Raw genomic sequence first — 21968 nt, forward strand, 5'->3', positions numbered from 1 at the left:
TCTATTAAGAATGTTGATTTAAAAGTAAAGAAAGCCCTTACAAAAATGAATTTAACTTTATACTATCATATATTACTGTTTAAAGCATTAAAGAATTGGATAATGACTGTAAAATTTTTGTGAAGGAGTGAACAAAATGAATATAACGAAGAATATTGGAATTTTGAACGCATTAATCAGGATTACGATTGGTCTTACAGTTCTTTCTTGGAGTACAGCTAAAATGGTTAAGTTTCCATGGAGAGACTCTTATTTGTTCATAGCCATTTGTGGTGCGATGAAGGTTGCTGAGGGAATTGTTCGTTTCTGTCCGGTTACCGCACTATTCGAAAAATATCAGGAAATGGAGAAGCAAACACCGCTTGCCCTCGGTGATGGCTCAAGCAACATTGATGGAGATGAAGTTCTGCCATACAACCCATCCTAAACTTTTTAAATAAGAGTTTAGATTAAATGCTAATCGTGCCCCTCTTTTTGAATTTTTGGAGTTTGTGGTAACGATTCGTCACTAATCGTGCCCCTTTCCTCGACTTTTTGGGGTTTACGGTAACGATTCATCACTAATCGTGCCCCTTTCCTCGACTTTTTGGGGTTTACGGTAACGATTCATCGCTAATCGTGCCCCTTTCCTCAATTTTTCGGGAGCAACGGTAACGATTATCATAAAAAAAGCGGGCTGACCTTAGTTTAGTTGGTCAGCCCTTAAAATGTCTCGGTGATATTTACCAGATAAGTCTAATCTGCTTTATCGACGGTATATTGTTGCACTTTTATTTGTATTTATCCGACGCTCTAATAAGAGACGCGCCCGATAGCCTTCGAGCCGATATCCTTACGATAGAAAACTCCGTCACATGATAATTTCTCGAGCTCCCGGTAGACAGTATCCTGCGCATCCTTTAAACTTTCAGATTTTGCACCTACCAAGAGAACCCTTCCTCCATCAGTAACAAATTCACCTAACTCGTTTTTATTGGTTCCTGCATGAAAGGTATATACTTCATTTGAAAAGTCCGCTAATCCTTTTAGAACAGCACCTTTTTCATACTGCTCTGGATATCCTTTGGCTGCAACTACAACGCCAACCATTGCTTGTTCATCCCAAACGAGCTCAGGTGTACCGCCGTCTAAAACCTCTAAAATGGTCTGAACCAAATCGGATTTTAATCTTGGTAAAATCACTTGTGTTTCTGGGTCTCCAAAGCGGGCATTAAACTCAATGACCTTTGGACCTTTTTCTGAAGCAATTAAACCTGCATATAAGATTCCACAAAAGCTTCTTCCCTCTTGAACCATAGCCCTCGCAGCAGGCTTAAGGATGGTTTCAATTGCGGTCTCAACTGTCCCATTCGGAATATGGGGAACTGGAGAATATGCACCCATTCCGCCTGTATTTGGACCGTTATCCCCATCAAAGGCACGCTTATGATCTTGAGCGATTTCCAGTGGTATCACCACTTCCCCATTCACAAACGCCATAAGGGAAAATTCCTCACCGTCCAAAAACTCTTCAATTACAACGCGTGCTGAAGCTTCACCAAATTTTTGACCAACCAGCATTTCTTCGGTACTTTGTAAGGCTTCTTCTAAAGTTAAGGCAACCGTGACGCCTTTTCCAGCCGCTAATCCGTCCGCCTTAATGACAATAGGTGCGCCTTTTTCTTCAATATATTGCTTTGCTTCTTGATAATTAGTGAATACAGCATAATCAGCAGTAGGAATCTCATACTTTCTCATGATTTCCTTTGCAAACGATTTGCTTCCTTCGATTTCAGCTGCCAATTTTCGCGGTCCGAATACAGCTAGACCTTCAGCTTCAAATTTATCTGCTAACCCTTCAAGCAAGGGAACTTCTGGTCCGATGATGGTAAGACCCACTTCCTGTTCCTTTGCGAATTGGATAAGTTGCTCATGATTACTTTCGTCAATCAAAATACGTTCTGCAACATCTTCCATTCCGTGATTACCAGGAGCTGCATATACCTTTTCAACCAGCGTGCTTTCACTTACCTTTCGGCACAGAGCATGTTCTCTTCCGCCTCGACCAATGATTAGAACCTTCACACATCTCACCTCATTTTAGTGTTTAAAATGTCTGACTCCGGTAAACACCATCGCAATTCCATATTCATCCGCTTTTTTGATGGAATCCTCATCGCGAATGGAACCGCCTGGTTGAATGATCGCGGTAATTCCTGCTTTCGCTGCGGCTTCTACCGTATCATCCATTGGGAAGAAGGCATCAGAGGCGAGTGCCGCTCCTGCTGCTTTTTCACCTGCTTGTTTTAAAGCAATTTCAGCAGCGCCAACCCTGTTCATTTGTCCTGCTCCAATTCCAATTGTCATGTCTTCTTTCGTTACGACAATGGCATTCGATTTCACATGCTTGACTACTTTCCAGCCCAGCTTTAATGCTTCCCATTCCTGCTCAGTTGGCTGTCTTTTCGTAGCTACTTTAATCTCCGCATTTTCTAACGTAAATGTGTCCTGCTCTTGTGCAAGCAGTCCGCCTTCAATGGTAGTCAGCTTCATCTCTGGTTTCTTAGCTCCAGAGAATGGAATTGTTAATAAACGCAGGTTCTTTTTCGCTTTTAAGATGGATAAAGCTTCCTCCGTGAAGGAAGGAGCAATAATGATTTCTAAGAATATCCCATAGAGTTTGCCAGCTGTTTCTGCATCCACTTCGCTGTTAAAGGCAATAATTCCGCCAAAAATAGAAACTGGGTCTGCAGCAAACGCTTTTTCAAAGGCAGTGAAACTATTGGTACCAGTACCGATACCACAAGGATTCATATGTTTCACGGCAACAGCTGCAGGTTCAGTAAATTCCTTTACAATCTGCAAAGCTGCATCTGCATCGTTAATATTATTATAAGAAAGCTCTTTTCCGTGAAGCTGCTCTGCATTCGCAATGGAGAACGTTGAACCAAGTGGTTTTTTATAAAAAGCAGCTTTTTGATGTGGATTTTCCCCGTAACGGAGCGACTGCTTCAGCTCATATGTAACGGTTAATTTTTCAGGATTTTCTTCCTGTGCAAGCTCTGTCATATATTCAGCAATTAGGGCATCATATGCTGCTGTATGACGGAAAACCTTTGCCGCAAGCTTTCTGCGTGTTTCAAGCGTTGTACTGCCCTCTGCTTTTAATTCCTCAATTACCTGGTTATAGTCAGCTGGATCAACGACCACGGTTACATATTGATGATTTTTAGCCGATGCACGTAACATCGTTGGACCGCCGATATCAATATTTTCAATCGCATCCTCAGTTGTTACATCCGGCTTTGCAATCGTTTGTTGAAAAGGATAAAGATTCACACAAACAATTTGGATTGGATCAATGCTATGCTCTTCAAGCTGTTTTTGATGCTGTTTATCATCGTGCTTTGCAAGTAAGCCGCCATGAATGAACGGGTTTAACGTTTTTACACGTCCTTCTAATATTTCTGGAAAGCCGGTTACATCACTAACACCAAGGACAGGAATACCTTGTTCTTGAAGTGCTTTCTTCGTTCCGCCCGTTGAAATAATTTCAAACCCTAAGCTGACTAATTCTTTAGCAAACTCAGAAATACCATTTTTATCAGAAACACTAATAAGTGCGCGCTTTTTTGTCACTTTTAACTTCCCCTCTCGTTAACAGCATTTGCAGGATAGATGGATAAAGCTTATGCTCGATATTTTGTATTTTCTGCTGCAGGCTTTCTCTTGTTTCCTTTTCACTGAGCTGGACTCGTTCTTGGACAATAACGGGTCCAGTGTCCATTCCTTCATCAACAAAGTGAATCGTAACTCCACTCCATTTCGCTTTTGCCGCCAGCGCCTGACCAATCGCGTCTTTACCAGGAAAGGCAGGAAGAAGCGACGGATGGATATTAATAATTCTTCCCGAAAATTCCCTTAATAATGTTGGACCTATTAGCCTCATATAGCCTGCAAGTACAATAAATTCTACACCAAAGCTTGTTAATTTCTCCAAAACAACCTCTTCATAGGCTTCTTTTGAGCTATATTCTTTTGGATTAAAAGTAAAAGCAGGGATATGCGCAGCATTTGCACGCTTGATCGCATAGGCTCCAGGTTTATCACTAATGAGCAGCGCTATGTCCGCTTCTAGTTCTCCAGTTTTCACAACATCAATCATTGCTTGAAAATTGCTTCCACTTCCCGAGGCAAAAACAGCTATTTTTTTCATCTGCGGCCACCTAGGTCAATTCCTTCTTGCTCTGTCACCACACCAATTTCATAAGCAGTTTCCCCTGATTGGTTTAAATGATCCATTAAATCTGCGGCGATATTCTTATCAACGGCCATCACCATGCCGATGCCCATGTTAAAGATGTTATACATCTCCTGCGGTTCAATTTGTCCAACCGTAGTGATTAGATTAAAAATCGGTGGAATCTCCCAGCTTTTTTCATAGATCGCTGCTCCAAGACCCTTCGGAAGCATCCGGGGGATATTCTCAATAAAGCCACCCCCGGTAATATGGGCCATTCCTTTTACTTCAAACTTTTTTAAAGCGGACAGAACCGGTTTCACATAAATCTTTGTAGGTTTTAATAATTCTTCGCCCAAACTGCAGCCAAGCTCGTCAACGTATTCTGTTAACGCCCAATTATTAAACACCTTTCTCACGAGTGAATAGCCATTGCTGTGAATTCCACTCGAAGCTAACCCAATCAGCACATCGCCTGACTTGATATTTTCCCCCGTAATCAATTGGGATTTCTCACAGGCACCAACCGTAAATCCAGCAAGGTCATATTCATTCTCACTATATAATCCAGGCATTTCAGCTGTTTCTCCGCCAATGAGTGCGCAGCCTGCCTGCTCACAGCCGTCTGCAATTCCTTTTACAATGGCCTCGATTTTTTCAGGTTCAGCCTTCCCGCAAGCAATATAATCTAAAAAGAACAAAGGCTCTGCCCCTTGGACGACGATATCATTGACACACATTGCAACGGCATCAATACCAATACTATCATGCTTATCCATCCAAAAAGCGATCATAAGCTTAGTACCTACACCGTCTGTTCCTGAGACAAGAACAGGCTCTTTTAGGTTAAGCGCTGATAGGTCAAACATTCCGCCGAATCCACCTAACCCGCCTAACAAACCAGATCTGGCTGTTTTTTGTACATGCTTTTTCATTCTCTCAACAGCCTCGTAACCTGCTTCGATGTTTACCCCTGCTTCTCTATAAGCGTTCGCCATGATGGTCCCTCCTATTTTTGATAATAATATTGGAGCGTATCTGGATAAATCTCAGTTGGATAGTTCCCGGTAAAGCAGCCTAGGCAGAATCCATTCGTTCCTTCGGTTTTCATGATTGCCCCTACCATCCCCTCCGTACTTAGGAATGTTAGTGAATCAGCACCAATCAGCTCTCTAATTTCTTCCACTGATTTATCTGAGGCTATTAATTCTTCCTTCGATGATGTATCAATTCCATAAAAACATGGATTTTTAATCGGCGGAGAACTGATAACAACGTGTACCTCTTTCGCTCCTGCCTCTTTTAGCAAGTTAACAATTCGTCTGCTCGTCGTTCCTCGAACGATTGAGTCATCAACCATAACGACACGTTTTCCTTCCACAACCCCACGAACAGCAGATAATTTCATCTTTACTCCCTGCTCCCGTAACGTTTGGGTTGGCTGAATAAAGGTTCTGCCTACATACTTGTTTTTAATTAGTCCCATCTCATAGGGAATACCTGCAGCTTCTGCATATCCAATTGCTGCAGAAATACTGGAATCCGGAACTCCCGTTACTACATCTGCTTCAATCGGTGCTTCTACCGCTAATCTTTTCCCCATGTTTTTACGGGCTGTATGAACATTGATTCCTTGGATATTACTATCAGGTCTTGAGAAATAAACATATTCCATTGTACATATCGACTTAGTTGAATTGAACGCAAATTGTTCTGAGGTGATTCCCTCTTCATTGATGATCAATAATTCACCAGGTCTGATATCGCGGATGTATTCTGCTCCTACAACATCAAAGGCACAGGTCTCAGAAGCAACCACATAGGCATCTCCAAGACAGCCTAGCGAAAGGGGTCTTAATCCATGAGGATCGAGAGCAACCATTAATTCCTTCTCTGTTAAAATTAAATAGGCATAGGCTCCTTTTAACATCGAAAGTGCATTTTTCACCTGATCCTTCAAATGAGGATAACCACTTCTCCTGATTAAATGAGCCAACACCTCTGTGTCAGAGCTTGTTTGAAAAATACTTCCTTGTGCTTCAAGCTGATGTTTTAAGAAATTAGCATTTACTAAATTACCATTATGAGCAAGAGCAAGACTTCCAGTTTGGGAATGGAACAGCAAGGGCTGGACGTTCTCATAGCCGCCGCCCCCAGCTGTTGCATAACGAACATGCCCAATTGCAGAAGTACCCTTTAATTTTTCCATCACGTCCGCTGTGAAAATCTCTGAAACTAGGCCTTCACCCTTCACAACTCCAAGCTTATCTCCGTCAGAAACAACAATACCTGTACCCTCTTGGCCACGGTGCTGCAGGCTATGAAGCCCATAATAGGTAAGCTGTGCAGAATCTGGGTGTCCAAAGACACCAAAGACTCCGCACTCTTCGTTTAATCCCTTGATTTCAGCAAGCATGGGATAGCTCCTTTCCAGGCATCCTTTAATTCATTAACTGAAGCTTCTAAAATCGTGTTATTCTCTACATTTACCTTTAATGTGGCTGTATCATTGACTTCACCAATCAGTTTCGCTTCTACTAAACTTTCAAACTCTGATTGATGTTCTTTTTTCACGGTCAGTAGGAAACGTGATTGTGTTTCGCTAAATAATGCAGTTACTGGGTTACCTTCAATCGTGATAGTCGCCCCAAGCTGAGCATCGCCAAAAAGACTTTCAGCAGCCGCAACACCTAGACCACCTTCAGAAAGGTCATGTGCCGATTGAACAACTCCTGCACGAATAGCTGCCAACACTTGATTCTGTCTTTCTTTTTCTAGTTGAATATTAAGTTCAGGAGCTTTACCAAAAATCCGTCCGTTTTGCAGTTTTTGTAACTCACTGCCACCAAACTCATCTTTAGTTTCCCCAACTAAGTAAATAAGGTCACCACTTGTTTTAAAGTTCTGTGTGGTAATATGATCAAGATCTGTTACTAAGCCCACCATTCCAATTACCGGTGTTGGATAAATCGCTGTTCCGCTTGTTTCGTTATATAAAGAGACGTTACCGCCAATAACTGGAGTTTCTAGCACACGGCAAGCCTCGCTGATTCCATCTGCTGATTTTTCAATCTGCCAAAATACTTCTGGCTTTTCTGGATTTCCAAAATTCAAGTTATCCGTAATGGCTAATGGCACTGCACCTGAGCAAACGATATTACGTGCTGCTTCTGCAACCGCAATTTTCCCGCCTACCTCTGGATCTAAAAATACATAGCGTGAGTTACAATCAGTCGTCATTGCCAATGCCTTACGCGTTCCGCGGATTCTGACAACAGAAGCGTCTGATCCAGGTGAAACGACTGTATTCGTACGCACCATATAATCGTATTGATTATATACCCATTCCTTGCTTGCCACTGTTGGCTGGCTAAGAATTTGTTTCAATGTTTCATTCAAATCTTCAACCTGTGGGACTTCTACTTCTAATGCTTGGAATTCCTGATAATAAATTGGTTCTCTTGATGGCTTATGATAAACAGGTGCGTCCTCAGCTAAGGCATCTGCTGGGACATCTGCCACGATTTCGCCATGCTGCAGTAAACGAAGTTTTTTATCATCTGTTACTGTACCGATTGCTACTGCTTCAAGGTCGTATTTTGTAAATAGATCTTTGATTTCCTGCTCTCTTCCCTTTTTAACAACAATCAGCATCCGCTCTTGTGATTCCGAAAGCATCATCTCATATGCAGTCATACCAGTTTCACGCTGTGGAACCAGGTCTAAATTCATTTCAATACCCATTCCAGCTTTACTTGCCATTTCTGCTGAAGAACTTGTTAATCCTGCAGCACCCATATCTTGAATGCCGACAAGGGCATCTGATTGAATTAACTCAAGGCAGGCTTCTAGTAAAAGCTTTTCCATGAATGGGTCGCCCACTTGAACCGCCGGGCGGTTTTCATCGGATTGTTCTGTTAGTTCTTCAGAAGCAAAGGTAGCTCCATGAATTCCATCACGGCCTGTTTTCGCCCCAACATACATCACTGTATTGCCAACACCTTGTGCAAGACCTTTTTTAATATCTTTATGATCAATTAAACCGACACACATAGCGTTTACTAATGGATTGCCATCATAACATGGTTCAAATTGAATTTCGCCGCCAACTGTCGGGATTCCGATGCAGTTACCGTATCCAGCGATTCCAGCTACAACTTCTTTGAATAAGTAGCGCACTCGTGCAGATTCATCAAGTTCACCGAATCGAAGTGAGTTTAATAGAGCTATAGGACGTGCACCCATTGAGAAGATATCACGGATAATGCCGCCAACACCTGTAGCCGCCCCTTGATATGGCTCGATGGCTGATGGGTGGTTATGGCTTTCGATTTTGAACACAACCGCTTGGTTATCGCCGATATCAACAATTCCTGCCCCTTCCCCAGGACCCTGAAGAACACGCTCACCTGTCGTTGGGAATTTTCTTAAGACTGGTTTAGAGTTTTTATAACTGCAATGCTCAGACCACATGACCGAAAATAATCCTGTTTCAGTGTAGTTCGGTGTCCGGCCAAGAATGTTTTCAATCTGGGTGAATTCTTCATCGGATAAGCCCATTTGCTGATAAAGTTTTTCTGTCTTTACTTGATCTGGTCTTGGTTCATGCTTTAACAACATTTGCTTCCCTCCAGCTTCTTACAATCGATTGAAATAATTTTAATCCATCTGCCCCGCCTAATAACACATCAACGGCTCTTTCCGGGTGCGGCATCATCCCGAGGACATTTCCTTTTTCATTGATAATTCCTGCAATATCTTCTAAACTTCCGTTCGGGTTATCTTGGTAAGTAAAAACGATTTGATTATTTTCTTTAAGCTTAACGAGCGTTTCTTCATCACAATAGTAATTTCCTTCACCATGAGCGACAGGGATTGAAATGGTTTCCCCTTCACGGTAGGCGGTAGAAAACATCGTCTGATTGTTCACTACCTTTAATTCAACCGGTTTACAGATAAAGGATAGACTTTCATTTCGTCTCATGGCCCCAGGCAGTAATCCTGCTTCCAATAAAATTTGAAATCCGTTGCAGACACCTAGAATCGGTTTCCCTGCTTCCGCTGCTTTTACGACTGCTGGCATTACCTTACTAAAACGGGCAATGGCGCCTGTACGTAAATAATCGCCGTATGAAAAGCCGCCAGGAAGTAAGATTCCATCAAACTCATCTAAGCTCTCAGTGTCATGCCATACATATTCAACCTGTTCACCAAGTTCATCCTTAATCGCATGGTACATATCGATATCACAGTTAGACCCCGGAAAAACGATGACTGCAAACTTCACTGAGGAACACACTCCTCTACTTCATAACGGTAGTCTTCAATGACTGTATTTGCTAATAGCTTGCTGCAAATCTCATTGATCACTACATCAAGGTCACGCTCTGATTTTTCAAGGGTTAGTTCCATATATTTACCGATTCGAACATCGGATACTTCCGGATAATTTAATGAGTGGAGTGAATGAGTTACTGCCTTACCTTGTGGATCTAATACACTTTCTCTTAACGTGACATACACCTTTACCTTAAACATGCTGTTTTCCCCCTAATCTGGCTAAAATGGTTTCATAGGCTTCTGTTAAACTTCCAAGGTCACGACGGAACACATCTTTATCGAGCTTTTCATTTGTTTTTTTGTCCCAAAGTCTGCAGGTGTCTGGTGAAATCTCATCTGCTAATAGAATCTTGCCTTCATGGTCCTTACCAAACTCTAGCTTGAAATCGATGAGGTTAATGCCTAGCTCGGTAAAAAAGCTTGATAAAACTGTATTAATTTTTAGTGCTTTTTCTTTTAGGCTGTTTAGTTCCTCTTTTGTTGCTATGTTCAATTCATAGATATGGGGTCTGGTTAGTAATGGGTCGCCAAGATCATCATTTTTTAGATAAAACTCAACTAGCGGCTTTGTCAGTTCTTTACCTTCTTCGATTCCTAATCGCTTTGAAAGGCTTCCCGCAGCGACATTACGAACGACAACCTCAAGCGGAATAATCGTTACTCTTTTAACCAGCTGCTCCGTTTCAGAAATTCTTTTAATGAAATGCGACTCAATTCCCTGGTCTTTAAGCTTTAAAAATAGCAAACTTGTAATTTCGTTGTTTAAACGGCCTTTACCCGTGATATCTGCCTTCTTTTGCCCGTTGAAAGCTGTGGCCGAATCCTTATATTCAATTAAAACAGTCTGTTCATCATCGGTACTAAAAATTCGTTTCGCTTTTCCTTCATAAAGAAGTTCTCTCATAAAGAATGCCTCCTAAAATTGCAATATTGGGAATCTTCAAGATAAGTAAAGGGTGCTAATGCACCCCCTATTCATTTTTTAATCGTTTAACCCTAATCGGCCAAAGATGGTATCGACATGCTGCAGGTGGTAGTTGTAATCAAAGCAGTCTGCAATTTCTTCCGCTGAAAGCAGGCTTGTAATTTTCGGCTCTTCTTCAATCAAACCGCGGAATGGTACTTGATTATCCCATGATTCCGCTGTTTTTGGCTGAACCGTATCATAAGCCTCTTCACGTGATAATCCCTTATCAATCAACGCTAAGAGGACACGCTGGGAGTAAATCAATCCTAACGTCCGGTCCATGTTACGAAGCATATTTTCTGGATAGACAGTTAGGTTTTTAATAATGTTGCCAAAACGATTTAACATGTAGTTCAAGGCAATTGTTGCATCCGGTAAAATGATCCGTTCTGCAGAAGAGTGTGAAATATCGCGCTCATGCCATAATGGAACATTTTCATAGGCTGTCATCATATAGCCGCGAATCACACGCGCTAAACCTGTCATATTTTCGGACCCAATTGGGTTGCGTTTATGCGGCATCGCAGAAGATCCTTTTTGTCCTTTTGCAAAAAACTCTTCCACTTCACGCGTTTCACTTTTTTGTAAACCGCGGACTTCAACGGCAAACTTTTCAACTGAAGTTGCAATTAAAGCGATTGTTGACATATAGTGTGCATGGCGGTCGCGCTGCAAGGTTTGGGTTGAGATTGGTGCAGGCTGGGTACCCAGCTTTTCACACACATATTGCTCAACAAATGGGTTGATATTAGCGTAGGTTCCCACAGCTCCGGAAATCTTCCCAAACTCAACACCAGCAGCTGCCTGATTAAAGCGCTCCAGGTTTCGTTTCATTTCTTCATACCAAAGTGCGAGCTTTAAACCAAAGGTAGTCGGTTCCGCATGTACGCCGTGCGTACGCCCCATCATGACGGTAAATTTATGTTGTATTGCTTTGTTCTTTAGGATTTCAATAAAGTTTTCAAGATCCTTACGGATAATCGCATTGGCTTGCTTTAATAAGTAAGAAAGTGCGGTATCAACTACATCCGTTGAAGTTAAACCGTAATGCACCCACTTCCGCTCTTCCCCTAACGTCTCGGAAACTGCGCGAGTAAAGGCAACCACATCATGTCTTGTTTCTTCTTCGATTTCTTTAATCCGTTCAATATCAAAGGATGCATTTTCACGAAGCTTCTTTACGTCCTCTTTCGGAATTTCACCTAATTCTGCCCATGCCTCACAGGCAAGGATTTCAACCTCAAGCCAAGCTTTAAAGCGGTTTTCCTCCGTCCAAATCGCACCCATTTCAGGTCTTGTATAACGATCAATCATCTTTTGGCCTCCAAACTTTTTTCTTCCCAAATTAAGGTTTTTTCAACTTCTTCGATTACACTCTCAAGAGAATCGCATAGTATCGTAACATGCCCCATCTTTCTTTTTACCTTAGGGTCTTTTTTTCCGTACAAATGAACTTTCCAATCTGTTACGTTTGTTACATTTTCTAACACGTTTTGAACATGCTCTCCTAATATATTGACCATAACCGCAGGTTTTAATAGCTCTGTCTTACCAAGGGGCAGGTTACACACAGCCCTAATGTGCTGTTCAAATTGTGACGTTTCACAAGCTTCAATTGTATAATGCCCTGAATTATGCGGTCTAGGAGCGAGTTCATTTATGTAAATGATGTCCCCCGCTGTTAAAAACATTTCAACCGCCAGTGTCCCAACTAACTCAAATGCATTAGCAAGCTGTATTGCTGACTGAATTGCCTTGTTCTCTGCTTGTTTACTAATACGTGCCGGCGCAATGGTTTGGTGGAGAATATTATCACGATGAATATTTTCTCCTACCGGAAATACTGCTGTTTCACCATTTGAATTTCTAACGATAATAACTGAAATTTCTTTTGTAAAAGTAATCCATTTTTCCAAGATACATTGGCCGTTAACTAAAAGCGCTTGAACCTCTTCAATATCCTGAGGTCCTTTAAGAACAAATTGCCCTTTACCGTCATAGCCGCCTCGTGCTGTTTTCAATACAACGGGATAGCCAAGACGTTCACAATTTCCCTGAAGGTCATCAATCGAGTTAATCACGGCATAGGGTGCCACTTGAACACCTGCGTTTCCAATTGCTTCTTTTTCTTTCACTCGGTCCTGAGTAATCTCAAGTAAACTCTTACCCTGTGGCACATAGGCTTGATTACATAGCCATTCAAGTGCTTCAGCATCAATATTTTCAAATTCGTAGGTAATGACATCACTTACTGCGGCTAAGTTCCTAATCGCTTCTAAGTCATCATAGTCGCCAACTACCTTATAGTCTGCTACCTGCCCGCACGGTGAATCCTCCACTGGATCAAGAACTGCGATTCGATAACCCATTGCTCGAGCGGAAAGGGCCATCATCCTTCCCAGCTGGCCGCCGCCGATTATTCCTATTGTCTGACCCGGTAAAATAGTTTTATTAGACAAGCTGATCACTACTTTCTATTACCGTCTTTTTAGACTCCAAGCGAACTTGTTCTAGTCTTTCTTCTAGTTTCGAATCATTAATCGATACAATCTGGGCTGCCAATAACCCTGCATTTGTTGCACCAGCTTTTCCAATGGCCACCGTCGCCACCGGTACGCCTGCTGGCATCTGTACGATGGACAATAATGAATCCATTCCATTCAATGCCTTCGATTGAACAGGAACCCCGATCACTGGTAATGTAGTTTTGGCTGCAACCATACCTGGCAAATGAGCGGCACCGCCTGCACCTGCAATGATTACCTGGATGCCTCTTGCTCTTGCATTCTCAGCAAATTCAAACATCAAATCAGGTGTACGGTGGGCTGAAACCACCTTCTTTTCATAAGGAACTTCTAACTGGTCTAGGATTTCACAGGTATGCTTCATCGTTTCCCAATCTGATTTACTTCCCATAATTACCGCCACAATCGGATTCATGTTCTCTCCCCTTTGTTTAGCGCGTACGCTTTTCTTACTTACCAATATAAAAAGCCCAAACAGATACTTCCCCAATTTCATGAAATGAGAGAAAGTAGTCTGTCCGGGCTGAAATCGGCACAGTAAATGACCATGAAACGAGTGAACGTTTCCGGCATTTCCACTTCCCCTCATAGTCCAATCATTTACGGTAATTGGGTAGATACTTATGGGCCATATTCCCATTATTATACGAGGGTGTTACGTTATATATTTTTTTGACACCTTTATATTACAATTTTAGGCGCAAATGGTCAATAAAAACGAACGATTTTATTTCTTTTAAAAATAACGTTCGTTTTTACTCCGGACTAACAGCCTCAAATACAATCTGCCTTCCAACCGGTTCGTAGGTAGTTTCTTTTCCATTAACTACCTCCTGAAAGATAGGTTTTTCCGTACGGCGCACCGGAACATACCCCTGTTTTTTCATCCGCTCCAAACAAGCTTCGATACTTTCATTTTCTTGTACTTCAAATTGCATTTTCTTTTTACTCATGAAAATAATTTCCCTCTTTTCACAGATTTCACCCAGAATCCCCCATGGATTGACTTTGGTTCATAGACAATAATGAAGGCTTTTGGATCCAGCGACTTAATCAAGTCATATAATTTCAGTTCAAATTTTCTAGGTGTTAAGATTTGTAAGGCCATCCGATTTCCCTCTAGACCATTCGCCTCCCAGTTTGTTACACCATAACCTTTTTCTCTTAACACTTTAGGCAATTCTTTATCATATTCTTTTGTAATCACATTAACCGTAATATAGCCTAATGCCAGCTTTTCTTCTATTTTCATACCGACTATAACCCCAATTCCATAACCTATCGCATAAGCAATCAGATTTTGGATTTCATCAAGATTATTTAAAACAAGACCGAGGCCTAACACATAAATAACGACCTCAATCATACTAAGAAAAGCCGCCAAATACCGCTGACCTTTTAACGTTAGAATCATTCTTATTGTAAAAAAAGATACATATACAATATTGATAACCAAGATAATCGCAACCATCATAAAGCTATTCTCTAACACAAATACCCTCCTCTTCCACATATTTAATATCGTTTTTGTTAGTTTAACCCTTTTTATTAACTTTTTCATTAATTTAAAAAAAGACCTGACAATTTTGACAGGTCCCCACTTCTTCCTTCTAAATTAACGTTTTTTTCAGGTTTCTTAAATAATTGTGGCGAATGAAAAAGAAATAAATGACTTGCGCAATAAAAAAGCATGCAAGGACTATGATCATCTCCGTTGCAATCGACATCGTGAAAAGGCTTTGCAATGCCATGTATGCAAAAACACTGTGAATCATTGCTACGATGATGGGAACAAAGAAAAGAAGGACAAGCTGCTGCGTAACGATCTTGTTAAGCTCCCCGTCTGTCAATCCCACCTTCTTAATCGTTAAATATAAGCGGCGATCATATTCTAGGTCTGCATACAGACGGAAATAAAGGAAGCTTCCGGCTGCAATAAAGAAGACTGCACCGATAAGCAAGGCCACAAACAAACTCATCCGATACATGCTCATTTTAAGATTATATAAGGTGCCGCTAACCATTAAGGCGAATTCTTTTGAATCAATAGCCTCATCATCTCTAGGAGCATAAGCAGCTCCATCTTCTACAAGATGATCGGCGATTCCCTCTGTTTTTTCAAACTCATCTGTATAAAAGCCGGTAAATGTATCCGTGCTTACCGCTGAAAGTTTTTGAAACAATTCATCACTAATCACAAGACCTTCACTAAACAAAATTTGATAAGGAAAAACAACATGTTCTGTTTCTTTATTTTGTAGAAGCTTAATTTCCTCTTGTTTTAACGTATAGGTCTGCGGATCAAAGGTCTCTAGTGACGATGTTAGCAAGGCTAAGCCTTCAGTCCCTGTTAAATCCTGTTCCGTAAAAGTATAACCAGCCATTTCTGAGGATTTTTTATAGTCAGAAAAGGCTACGACAGGTACCCACTCGCGTGCATATTCGTCAGATAAATCAGTTATTTCAACATATTTAATAGGAATTTTTAATGTAGAATAATCTACTTTCTTCTCTTCTAACTCCTGTTCGATTTGTTGTAGGTTTTGCTGGTGGATAGGGTGTTCACCCTTCGCAATATAACTTATTGCTGCGGGATAATTCTCGCGAAATTCCTTAGTCATCACATTCATGGATGCAAGTGTCCCCACCGCACAAAAAGCGACTGTGGAAACAATCGTGACCATGAAAAACATCCGGGCATTATCTTTTAATCGATATGCAAGACTTGAATAGGTAATGATATTTGTCTTTCTCCAAAATAATGATCGGTTCTTCTGGAGCAATTTAGTAAGGAACACCGACAGCTGGGTATAAAAGAAGTAGGTTCCGATAATGGTCATTGTAATAACAGGAAGTATTCGCATAAACATCGTTTGAAGCGTGGTTGTTGCTGCTAAATAATAACCGGTGATTAATAATATTGCAGACAAAATGGAAAGCACCTTAGAAACCTTTGGATCTTTTTTAGGCCTTTCTCCTGCCTGAAATAAATCAATTAACTGATTAACCCTAACCAAGGCCGTGGTAAAAATAGAAATACATAGGAATAATACTAAAAAGGCTCCGATCGTCCATCCTAGTGCTTTACCTGATAAATAGAATGGCAGTAACTCAATCCCAATCATTCTCGAGCCGATCATCAAAAACAATTTACCTGTGATGATTCCTGCACCAATCCCCGTAATAATGGCGGCAACGCCAATCAGCATATTTTCTAAAAAAACCATAGTGTTCAACTGGCTTCTCGTCATGCCGTGCATCATCAATATCCCAAATTCCCGCTTTCTAGTTTTCAAAAAGGTGCTGACAGAATACAGGACAAATAAGAAGGAGAAAATATACATAATCACTTCAGCTGCTGTCATTAATTCAATCGCTGCAGCAGCTGTTACACCCTTATTAATATCCGGATTAAAGATAAACAGAGCATAAACAAAGAAAATCATCACAGAAAATGCACTGCTTAAAAAATAGGCGGCATAGGTCCGTTTATTGCGGATAACGTTTCTAAAGGCGAACTGTTGAAAGGTCATGACTGTTCCCCCCTAACAGCGCCAGCATATCGATGATTTTTTGGAAAAATGCCTGGCGATTGTCTCCCCGGTAAATCTCATTATATAGCTGTCCATCTTTTATGAAAATAACTCGGTGACAATAGCTCGCTGCAACCGCGTCATGGGTTACCATTAATGCCGTCGCCTTATCTTCTTTATTAATCGTCGAAATGGTTTCCATGACATCCTTAGCAGATTTTGAATCTAAGTTACCAGTTGGTTCATCCGCTAAGATAAGCGAAGGCTGGTGAATAATCGCCCGAGCGATTGCCGTTCTTTGCATCTGCCCTCCAGAAACTTCGTATATGCGTTTCTTTAAGATTGAATCAATCCCGAGCTTTTGCGCAACATAATTAAGCTTTTTATCCATCTCACTGACCTTCACTCCATCTAGCGTTAGTGGAAGGACAATATTTTCCTCTACGGTTAACGTATCTAGTAAATTAAAATGTTGGAAGACAAACCCAAGTTCATGTCTGCGAAAAAGAGCTGTTTCCTTTCGATTTAATTGATGTGGATTTTTACCGTTGATTAATACCTCACCAGAACTGGGCTGATCGATGGTTGAGATTAGATTTAACAGGGTCGTTTTTCCGCTCCCTGACGGCCCCATAATCCCGACAAATTCACCTTTTTCGATTGAAAAATTAATATTTTCTAAAGCTTTATGCGCCACTTTTCCCTCATATATCTTTGCTAATTGTTTTACAGTTAAGATAGACAAGACCTTCACTCCCTGCTCTTTATTTCTTGACTTTATTCTAGCTTGTAAAGGCCGGTCCTAACCATTTCCTAAACTTACAGTTAGCTTACAAGATTGTAAGGTAGATTGTTAAAAAATAATCCGGATAGTTGTTCCCTTATTTACCGTGGACTCTATCTCCACTTGATGTCCGAGGTTATCGCATATCTGCTTAACTAGAAAGAGCCCCATTCCGGTTGACTCTTGAAAGTTCCGGCCATTTTCACCTGTAAAATAGGGATCAAAGACTCTTGGCAGGTCACCCTTAGGAATTCCGACTCCTTCATCCTCGATTTCTAACACAACGTTCGTACTCCGTTTATAGCCTTTAAGGTGAATTTTTCGATTATCTCCAGATGTATAACGCACCGCATTCGTAACAATCTGAGTGATGGCAAAGCTCAGCCACTTTTCATCGGAGGCAATCATCAAACTCTTATCCACCTCTACAGAAGGAAAAACACGATTTCGGATAAATAATCGTTTTTGATTGGAGGTAACCGAGCGTACAACCTTTTCTAAAGGGAGCATTTCTACATAAAAATCATGTTCAAATTCATCTAGGCGGGCTGTATATAACACCATATCCAGCCCTTTTTTCAAACGGTCCAGTTCATCACCGATTGCCGTGAAGCGTGGTTCATCTTCATCCTGTATCATCAAATGAATAACAGACAAGGGGGTTTTCATTTGATGCACCCATTGATTAATAAACTGAATATGATTCTTTAATTTATGCTGATGATGATGTAAACCATTTTGATACTGACGGTATTGGCTTTTCAATAACAGTTGTAGACTTGCTGCTAATGGAGCCCTAGAACCAGCCTCGGGAATTTCATCCAAAGGGGTGTGTGGTTCTTCTAAACGCTTGTAAAAGTTTCGATGGGTTAGATACCTGTAAATCAGATACCCGGTAAACAAACAGCCGCTGAGGATTCCTGCATACAAGCTAATCGAAAAATTTCGGTACCCATCCAGCCAAAAAACAAATAAGATAAGAACTAATTGAGTGATATAGATAATAATTAGGGGAATTTGTTCCTTTAAGAAAAGTTTCAAAAGTGTGTCCCCCAATTAGAAGAAAGACGATATCCTTGTCCACGAATCGTTTGCAAAGCATCCACAATATTCAATTCTATCAACTTTTTTCGTACGCGTGTAATGTATACATTTAGCGTATTGTCATCAACAAAAACTTGATCATCCCATATTTTTTCAAGCAAACGGTCACGACTTACGACTCTCTCAGACCTCCTCATCAATTCTTCTAAAATCTTGCCCTCTGTATGACTGATTTCTATCTTTTGATTTTGATAACTCAAAGTTAGTCTTTCTATATCTAGTCTTAATCCCTCTACATCGATGAATCGATCACCTTGAGAACTAGCGAACTCCCCGTATGCACGACGAAGCTGGCTATTGATTTTGGCTACCGCTATATCGTAATCAAATGGCTTTGTAATATAATCATCCGCACCATTTTCCAGAGCCATCACCTGGTCCATCTTTCCTTCTCGGGCAGAAATAAAAATAATTGGACATGTGGATACCTTGCGAATTTGCCGGCACCAATAATAGCCATCGTATTTAGGTAAATTAACATCAAGTAAGACCAGGTGTGGGGAGTATCTTTCAAATTGCTCTAAAACCGAATCAAACTGATTAATTGGCTGGGTGTCAAAGCCAAACTTATGTAAATGTTCATCAAGCAGCGTTACAAGTTGTTTATCATCCTCAACAATAAAAATTTTGAACATATTTTTCTCCTTATTTTGGGAATTATAAGATTTAAAGATATTTTAGGCGGGTGTACGAATGAAAAAGATTCTCTTCTTGATTTTTACGATATTTATCTTCCTTCCAGTTTCCGCATCAGCAGAACCAAAGGAAAATCTGAAAGCAGCTTTTGTAAGAAACGATCATTTATGGCTAAAAATAAGGGATAAGGAAGTGAGAATTTCTGATGCTGGCTATATACGATATCCAAAATGGTCATTCGATGGCAGCTGGGTTGCCTATTTGAAGGGAGCCAAGGAAGGGGATGTTATGGACCTTTGGCTCTACAACAGTAAGAGCAATCGACATTTTAAGGTTAAAGAAAATGTTGGTGATAATTTCCAATGGTCACACAGTGAAAATAAAATTGGTTTCCAAGTTGTAAAGAATTTATTTATTTTAGATACCAGCCAATTAGGCTTATTCATCCCTATAGCCAAAAACATTGAAAATTTCTCTTGGCAGCCCACTGGCAGTGGTTTGCTTGTGTCAACAAAGAAAAGTCCAAAACTTGATTCAGATATTATTTTATCAAAAGTTATCTTGAGAAAAAAAGAAAAGCCTATTATTAACCATTTTTATACCATTAAGATTGATGAAAATGAAACCTTTGCCTCTACAAGTGAATTTAAATGGTCAAATGATAAGAAGTGGATTAGCTTTCTGTTAATTCCTACCGCATCTCTATCGGCTGACGGGAATACTTTATGTATCCTCTCCTCTAACGGAAAAATATTTCAAATGGCAGATGAAATGTTAAATGAACCTGCTTGGATCCAATGGGCTCCCTTTAATGGGCTGTTAGGATATGTAAGTGGTGTTGGCCGAGAAGCAGCCATCAATAAAAGAATGCAGGTTATCAAACTCCCATCTATGAAAACGGTCTTGTATACACCAAGGGGCTCTGTAGATCGTGACTTTACCTGGCAAAATAATCGAACCATAGTTGTCTCGCGTTCAAAGGAAAATGGATCAGCGGACTTGGAGCAAAGAGCATTGCCAAGCCTATATAGGATAAACCTTTCAGATAACACTCAGACTCCACTCACTGTTCCATCAGAAAAAGATGGCGATTTCAGACCAAAAATCGTCAGGAATAACCTATTTTGGATTAGAACTGATAGAAAAAATGCCCATGTGATGGTTTCTCCAACCTATAAAATGAAAGAAACAATTTGGATTAAAGATATTAGTTTGGGGAGCTCCTATTATGAAAAATGGAGCTGGGATGAGGTATTTAGTTTATATACAGGACGCTAATTGATTGGAGGGCCAGGCAGGTTTTAGTGCCCGGCTCTTTCCCCAATGTTATTCTTCAATTAACTTATTGGTTAGTGTACCTAATTTTTCAACTTCAACCGTTACGACATCACCAGGCTTCAAGTAAACTCGCTTTTCCCGTGGATAACCTATGATAACCCCCTCTGGAGTTCCAGTAAGAATGACATCTCCCGGTGTGAGAGTCATGTGCTGAGAAATATAGCTGACAATTTCATCTACATAAAAAATCATATCCGAGGTATTGGAATCTTGACGTTTTTCCCCGTTCACATATGTTTTTAATTGTAAATGGTTAGGATCAGGTACTTCATCTGCTGTAACAAGATATGGACCTATAGGGCTGAAATCATCACATGTTTTTCCAAGTAACCATTGATGTGTCTTTTTTTGGAGGTCACGCGCTGATAAATCATTAGCAGTACAATAACCAAATACATAATCTAATGCATTTTCCTTACTTACATACTTCGCTTCTCTCCCAATAACTACCCCTAATTCTACTTCGTAATCCAGCCTTAGGGTCACTTTTGGTACAGCTATCTCACATTTATGTCCTGTTAATGCATTATTAAATTTGCTAAATAATATAGGTACTTCCGGATAGGGAGACTTTGTTTCGTCAGCATGTTTCCGATAATTTAATCCTATACAAATAATTTTGTTCGGTTGCGTGACACAAGGTCCCCACTCTATATCATCTTCATCTTTTACATAATTTGGTTTGCTATCAATTGGCAGATTTGCAATATAGTCCTTGATTGCAGTAAGAGCTTCTTTTCCGCCCGCGATTACCTCCATGATATTTGTATGTACTTGATTATTTGGATTTTCTTTTAACGCCTCTTCAAGGTCAATTAGACCATTCTCAGTTTTAACCCCTAACACATACTTGCCTTCTTTTTTTATCGTTACTAGTTTCATTGAATATTTATCCTCCTTGATTTGAGCTTCCTTACCAACAGATTTCTCTATTCCATCCTTTTTATCCTTCTTAATGCTTTAATTAATTAAAGTGTTTTTTGTATTATCAGTAAAAAAATAGCGTTTGATTCCGTTTAATCGCTATTCGTTACCGTTATCACTGATAATGGCATTGAACGGGCATGAATAGATGCTATTCGTTTCCGCTTTCTCTAAAAGTACCACCACACGGGCACGATTCTCAATCCATTTTTTATTTTCAACCTGTTGTCCTTTCGGATAACACAAAAAAACACAACCCTTATCAGGTTGTGCTTCGTTTTGCCTGGCAACGTCCTACTCTCACAGGGACAAAGTCCCAACTACCATCGGCGCTGAGAAGCTTAACTTCCGTGTTCGGTATGGGAACGGGTGTGACCTTCTCGCCATTGCTGCCAGACTATAAAATTGAGGTATCATTCCCTCAAAACTAGATAATGCAGAAGAAGTTGTAAAACGAGTTCGCTTTTAAAAATTGGTTAAGTCCTCGAACGATTAGTATCAGTCAGCTCCACATGTTACCACGCTTCCACCTCTGACCTATCAACCTGATCATCTTTCAGGGTTCTTACTAGCTTGACGCTATGGGAAATCTCATCTT

The 21968-nt window shown here is 40.5% G+C and carries 22 protein-coding genes, 2 rRNA genes and 1 riboswitch; of the genes, 2 read left to right on the forward strand and 22 right to left on the reverse strand.

All coding sequences use genetic code 11. The features are described 5' to 3' along the window. Positions 1 to 136: 136 nt before the first annotated feature. Positions 137 to 427 (forward strand): YgaP family membrane protein, encoded by a 291-nt coding sequence (locus ACY3XC_RS26710; protein ID WP_464871261.1) that lies wholly within the window; start codon positions 137 to 139, stop codon positions 425 to 427. Between the two features lie 365 nt (positions 428 to 792). On the opposite strand, the gene purD is transcribed toward ACY3XC_RS26710, so the two are convergent. The 18 genes from purD to ACY3XC_RS26800 all read right to left on the reverse strand — a co-directional run bounded on the left by purD (position 793) and on the right by ACY3XC_RS26800 (position 19107). Further along, positions 793 to 2064, reverse strand: coding sequence for a phosphoribosylamine--glycine ligase (purD, locus tag ACY3XC_RS26715; RefSeq protein ID WP_464871262.1), 1272 nt, complete (start codon positions 2062 to 2064; stop codon positions 793 to 795). A gap of 15 nt (positions 2065 to 2079) precedes the next feature. Further along, on the reverse strand, positions 2080 to 3618 hold the full coding sequence (purH, locus tag ACY3XC_RS26720) for a bifunctional phosphoribosylaminoimidazolecarboxamide formyltransferase/IMP cyclohydrolase (protein WP_464871263.1): 1539 nt from the start codon (positions 3616 to 3618) through the stop codon (positions 2080 to 2082). Next, the gene (gene purN, locus ACY3XC_RS26725) at positions 3593 to 4195 is read right to left on the reverse strand and encodes a phosphoribosylglycinamide formyltransferase (RefSeq protein WP_464871264.1); all 603 of its coding nucleotides are present in this window, start codon (positions 4193 to 4195) and stop codon (positions 3593 to 3595) included. The genes purH and purN overlap by 26 nt, the downstream gene beginning before the upstream one ends. Continuing rightward, positions 4192 to 5217, reverse strand: coding sequence for a phosphoribosylformylglycinamidine cyclo-ligase (gene purM, locus ACY3XC_RS26730; protein WP_464871265.1), 1026 nt, complete (start codon positions 5215 to 5217; stop codon positions 4192 to 4194). Before purM ends, purN begins: the two co-directional genes overlap by 4 nt. Before the next feature lie 11 nt (positions 5218 to 5228). Then, a complete protein-coding gene (purF, locus tag ACY3XC_RS26735; RefSeq protein WP_464871266.1) occupies positions 5229 to 6635 on the reverse strand; it encodes an amidophosphoribosyltransferase in 1407 nt (468 codons plus the stop codon). Further along, on the reverse strand, positions 6611 to 8839 hold the full coding sequence (gene purL, locus ACY3XC_RS26740; protein ID WP_464871268.1) for a phosphoribosylformylglycinamidine synthase subunit PurL: 2229 nt from the start codon (positions 8837 to 8839) through the stop codon (positions 6611 to 6613). The genes purF and purL overlap by 25 nt, the downstream gene beginning before the upstream one ends. Continuing rightward, a complete protein-coding gene (gene purQ, locus ACY3XC_RS26745) occupies positions 8823 to 9506 on the reverse strand; it encodes a phosphoribosylformylglycinamidine synthase subunit PurQ (protein ID WP_464871269.1) in 684 nt (227 codons plus the stop codon). Before purQ ends, purL begins: the two co-directional genes overlap by 17 nt. After that, entirely contained in the window at positions 9503 to 9757 is a 255-nt protein-coding gene (purS, locus tag ACY3XC_RS26750; protein WP_179159311.1) for a phosphoribosylformylglycinamidine synthase subunit PurS, read from the reverse strand. The genes purQ and purS overlap by 4 nt, the downstream gene beginning before the upstream one ends. Continuing rightward, the gene (gene purC / locus ACY3XC_RS26755; RefSeq protein ID WP_464871270.1) at positions 9750 to 10463 is read right to left on the reverse strand and encodes a phosphoribosylaminoimidazolesuccinocarboxamide synthase; all 714 of its coding nucleotides are present in this window, start codon (positions 10461 to 10463) and stop codon (positions 9750 to 9752) included. Before purC ends, purS begins: the two co-directional genes overlap by 8 nt. 78 nt (positions 10464 to 10541) lie before the next feature. Continuing rightward, positions 10542 to 11840 carry an adenylosuccinate lyase gene (gene purB, locus ACY3XC_RS26760; protein ID WP_464871271.1) on the reverse strand — a complete coding sequence of 433 codons (1299 nt, stop codon included), beginning with the start codon at positions 11838 to 11840 and terminating at the stop codon, positions 10542 to 10544. Then, entirely contained in the window at positions 11837 to 12985 is a 1149-nt protein-coding gene (purK, locus tag ACY3XC_RS26765) for a 5-(carboxyamino)imidazole ribonucleotide synthase (protein ID WP_464871272.1), read from the reverse strand. Before purK ends, purB begins: the two co-directional genes overlap by 4 nt. Further along, positions 12978 to 13466 (reverse strand): 5-(carboxyamino)imidazole ribonucleotide mutase, encoded by a 489-nt coding sequence (gene purE, locus ACY3XC_RS26770; protein WP_464871273.1) that lies wholly within the window; start codon positions 13464 to 13466, stop codon positions 12978 to 12980. The genes purK and purE overlap by 8 nt, the downstream gene beginning before the upstream one ends. 153 nt (positions 13467 to 13619) lie before the next feature. Next, positions 13620 to 13721: riboswitch (purine riboswitch) on the reverse strand. 85 nt (positions 13722 to 13806) lie between these two features. Further along, positions 13807 to 14004: an NETI motif-containing protein gene (locus ACY3XC_RS26775; RefSeq protein ID WP_464871274.1), complete on the reverse strand. Its 198-nt coding sequence runs from the start codon at positions 14002 to 14004 to the stop codon at positions 13807 to 13809. Continuing rightward, positions 14001 to 14564 carry a DUF2179 domain-containing protein gene (locus ACY3XC_RS26780; RefSeq protein WP_464871283.1) on the reverse strand — a complete coding sequence of 188 codons (564 nt, stop codon included), beginning with the start codon at positions 14562 to 14564 and terminating at the stop codon, positions 14001 to 14003. Before ACY3XC_RS26780 ends, ACY3XC_RS26775 begins: the two co-directional genes overlap by 4 nt. Positions 14565 to 14661: 97 nt before the next feature. Beyond that, entirely contained in the window at positions 14662 to 16584 is a 1923-nt protein-coding gene (locus ACY3XC_RS26785) for an ABC transporter permease (protein ID WP_464871275.1), read from the reverse strand. Beyond that, on the reverse strand, positions 16559 to 17329 hold the full coding sequence (locus tag ACY3XC_RS26790) for an ABC transporter ATP-binding protein (protein WP_464871276.1): 771 nt from the start codon (positions 17327 to 17329) through the stop codon (positions 16559 to 16561). Before ACY3XC_RS26790 ends, ACY3XC_RS26785 begins: the two co-directional genes overlap by 26 nt. A gap of 108 nt (positions 17330 to 17437) precedes the next feature. Further along, positions 17438 to 18409: a sensor histidine kinase gene (locus ACY3XC_RS26795; protein WP_464871277.1), complete on the reverse strand. Its 972-nt coding sequence runs from the start codon at positions 18407 to 18409 to the stop codon at positions 17438 to 17440. Continuing rightward, positions 18406 to 19107, reverse strand: coding sequence for a response regulator (locus tag ACY3XC_RS26800; protein ID WP_464871278.1), 702 nt, complete (start codon positions 19105 to 19107; stop codon positions 18406 to 18408). The genes ACY3XC_RS26795 and ACY3XC_RS26800 overlap by 4 nt, the downstream gene beginning before the upstream one ends. 58 nt (positions 19108 to 19165) lie before the next feature. Between ACY3XC_RS26800 and ACY3XC_RS26805 the strand changes: the two genes are divergently transcribed. Further along, on the forward strand, positions 19166 to 20386 hold the full coding sequence (locus ACY3XC_RS26805) for a hypothetical protein (protein WP_464871279.1): 1221 nt from the start codon (positions 19166 to 19168) through the stop codon (positions 20384 to 20386). Positions 20387 to 20434: 48 nt separating this feature from the next. On the opposite strand, the gene ACY3XC_RS26810 is transcribed toward ACY3XC_RS26805, so the two are convergent. The 4 genes from ACY3XC_RS26810 to ACY3XC_RS26825 form a co-directional block, all read right to left on the reverse strand. Continuing rightward, on the reverse strand, positions 20435 to 21328 hold the full coding sequence (locus tag ACY3XC_RS26810; protein WP_464871280.1) for a fumarylacetoacetate hydrolase family protein: 894 nt from the start codon (positions 21326 to 21328) through the stop codon (positions 20435 to 20437). 141 nt (positions 21329 to 21469) lie between these two features. Further along, positions 21470 to 21616: a hypothetical protein gene (locus ACY3XC_RS26815; RefSeq protein WP_464871281.1), complete on the reverse strand. Its 147-nt coding sequence runs from the start codon at positions 21614 to 21616 to the stop codon at positions 21470 to 21472. Between the two features lie 35 nt (positions 21617 to 21651). Further along, positions 21652 to 21767, reverse strand: a 5S ribosomal RNA gene (gene rrf, locus ACY3XC_RS26820). Between the two features lie 75 nt (positions 21768 to 21842). After that, positions 21843 to 21968, reverse strand: a 23S ribosomal RNA gene (locus ACY3XC_RS26825); the annotation flags it as partial.

It is taken from the genome of Bacillus sp. CZDM1 (assembly GCF_055502545.1).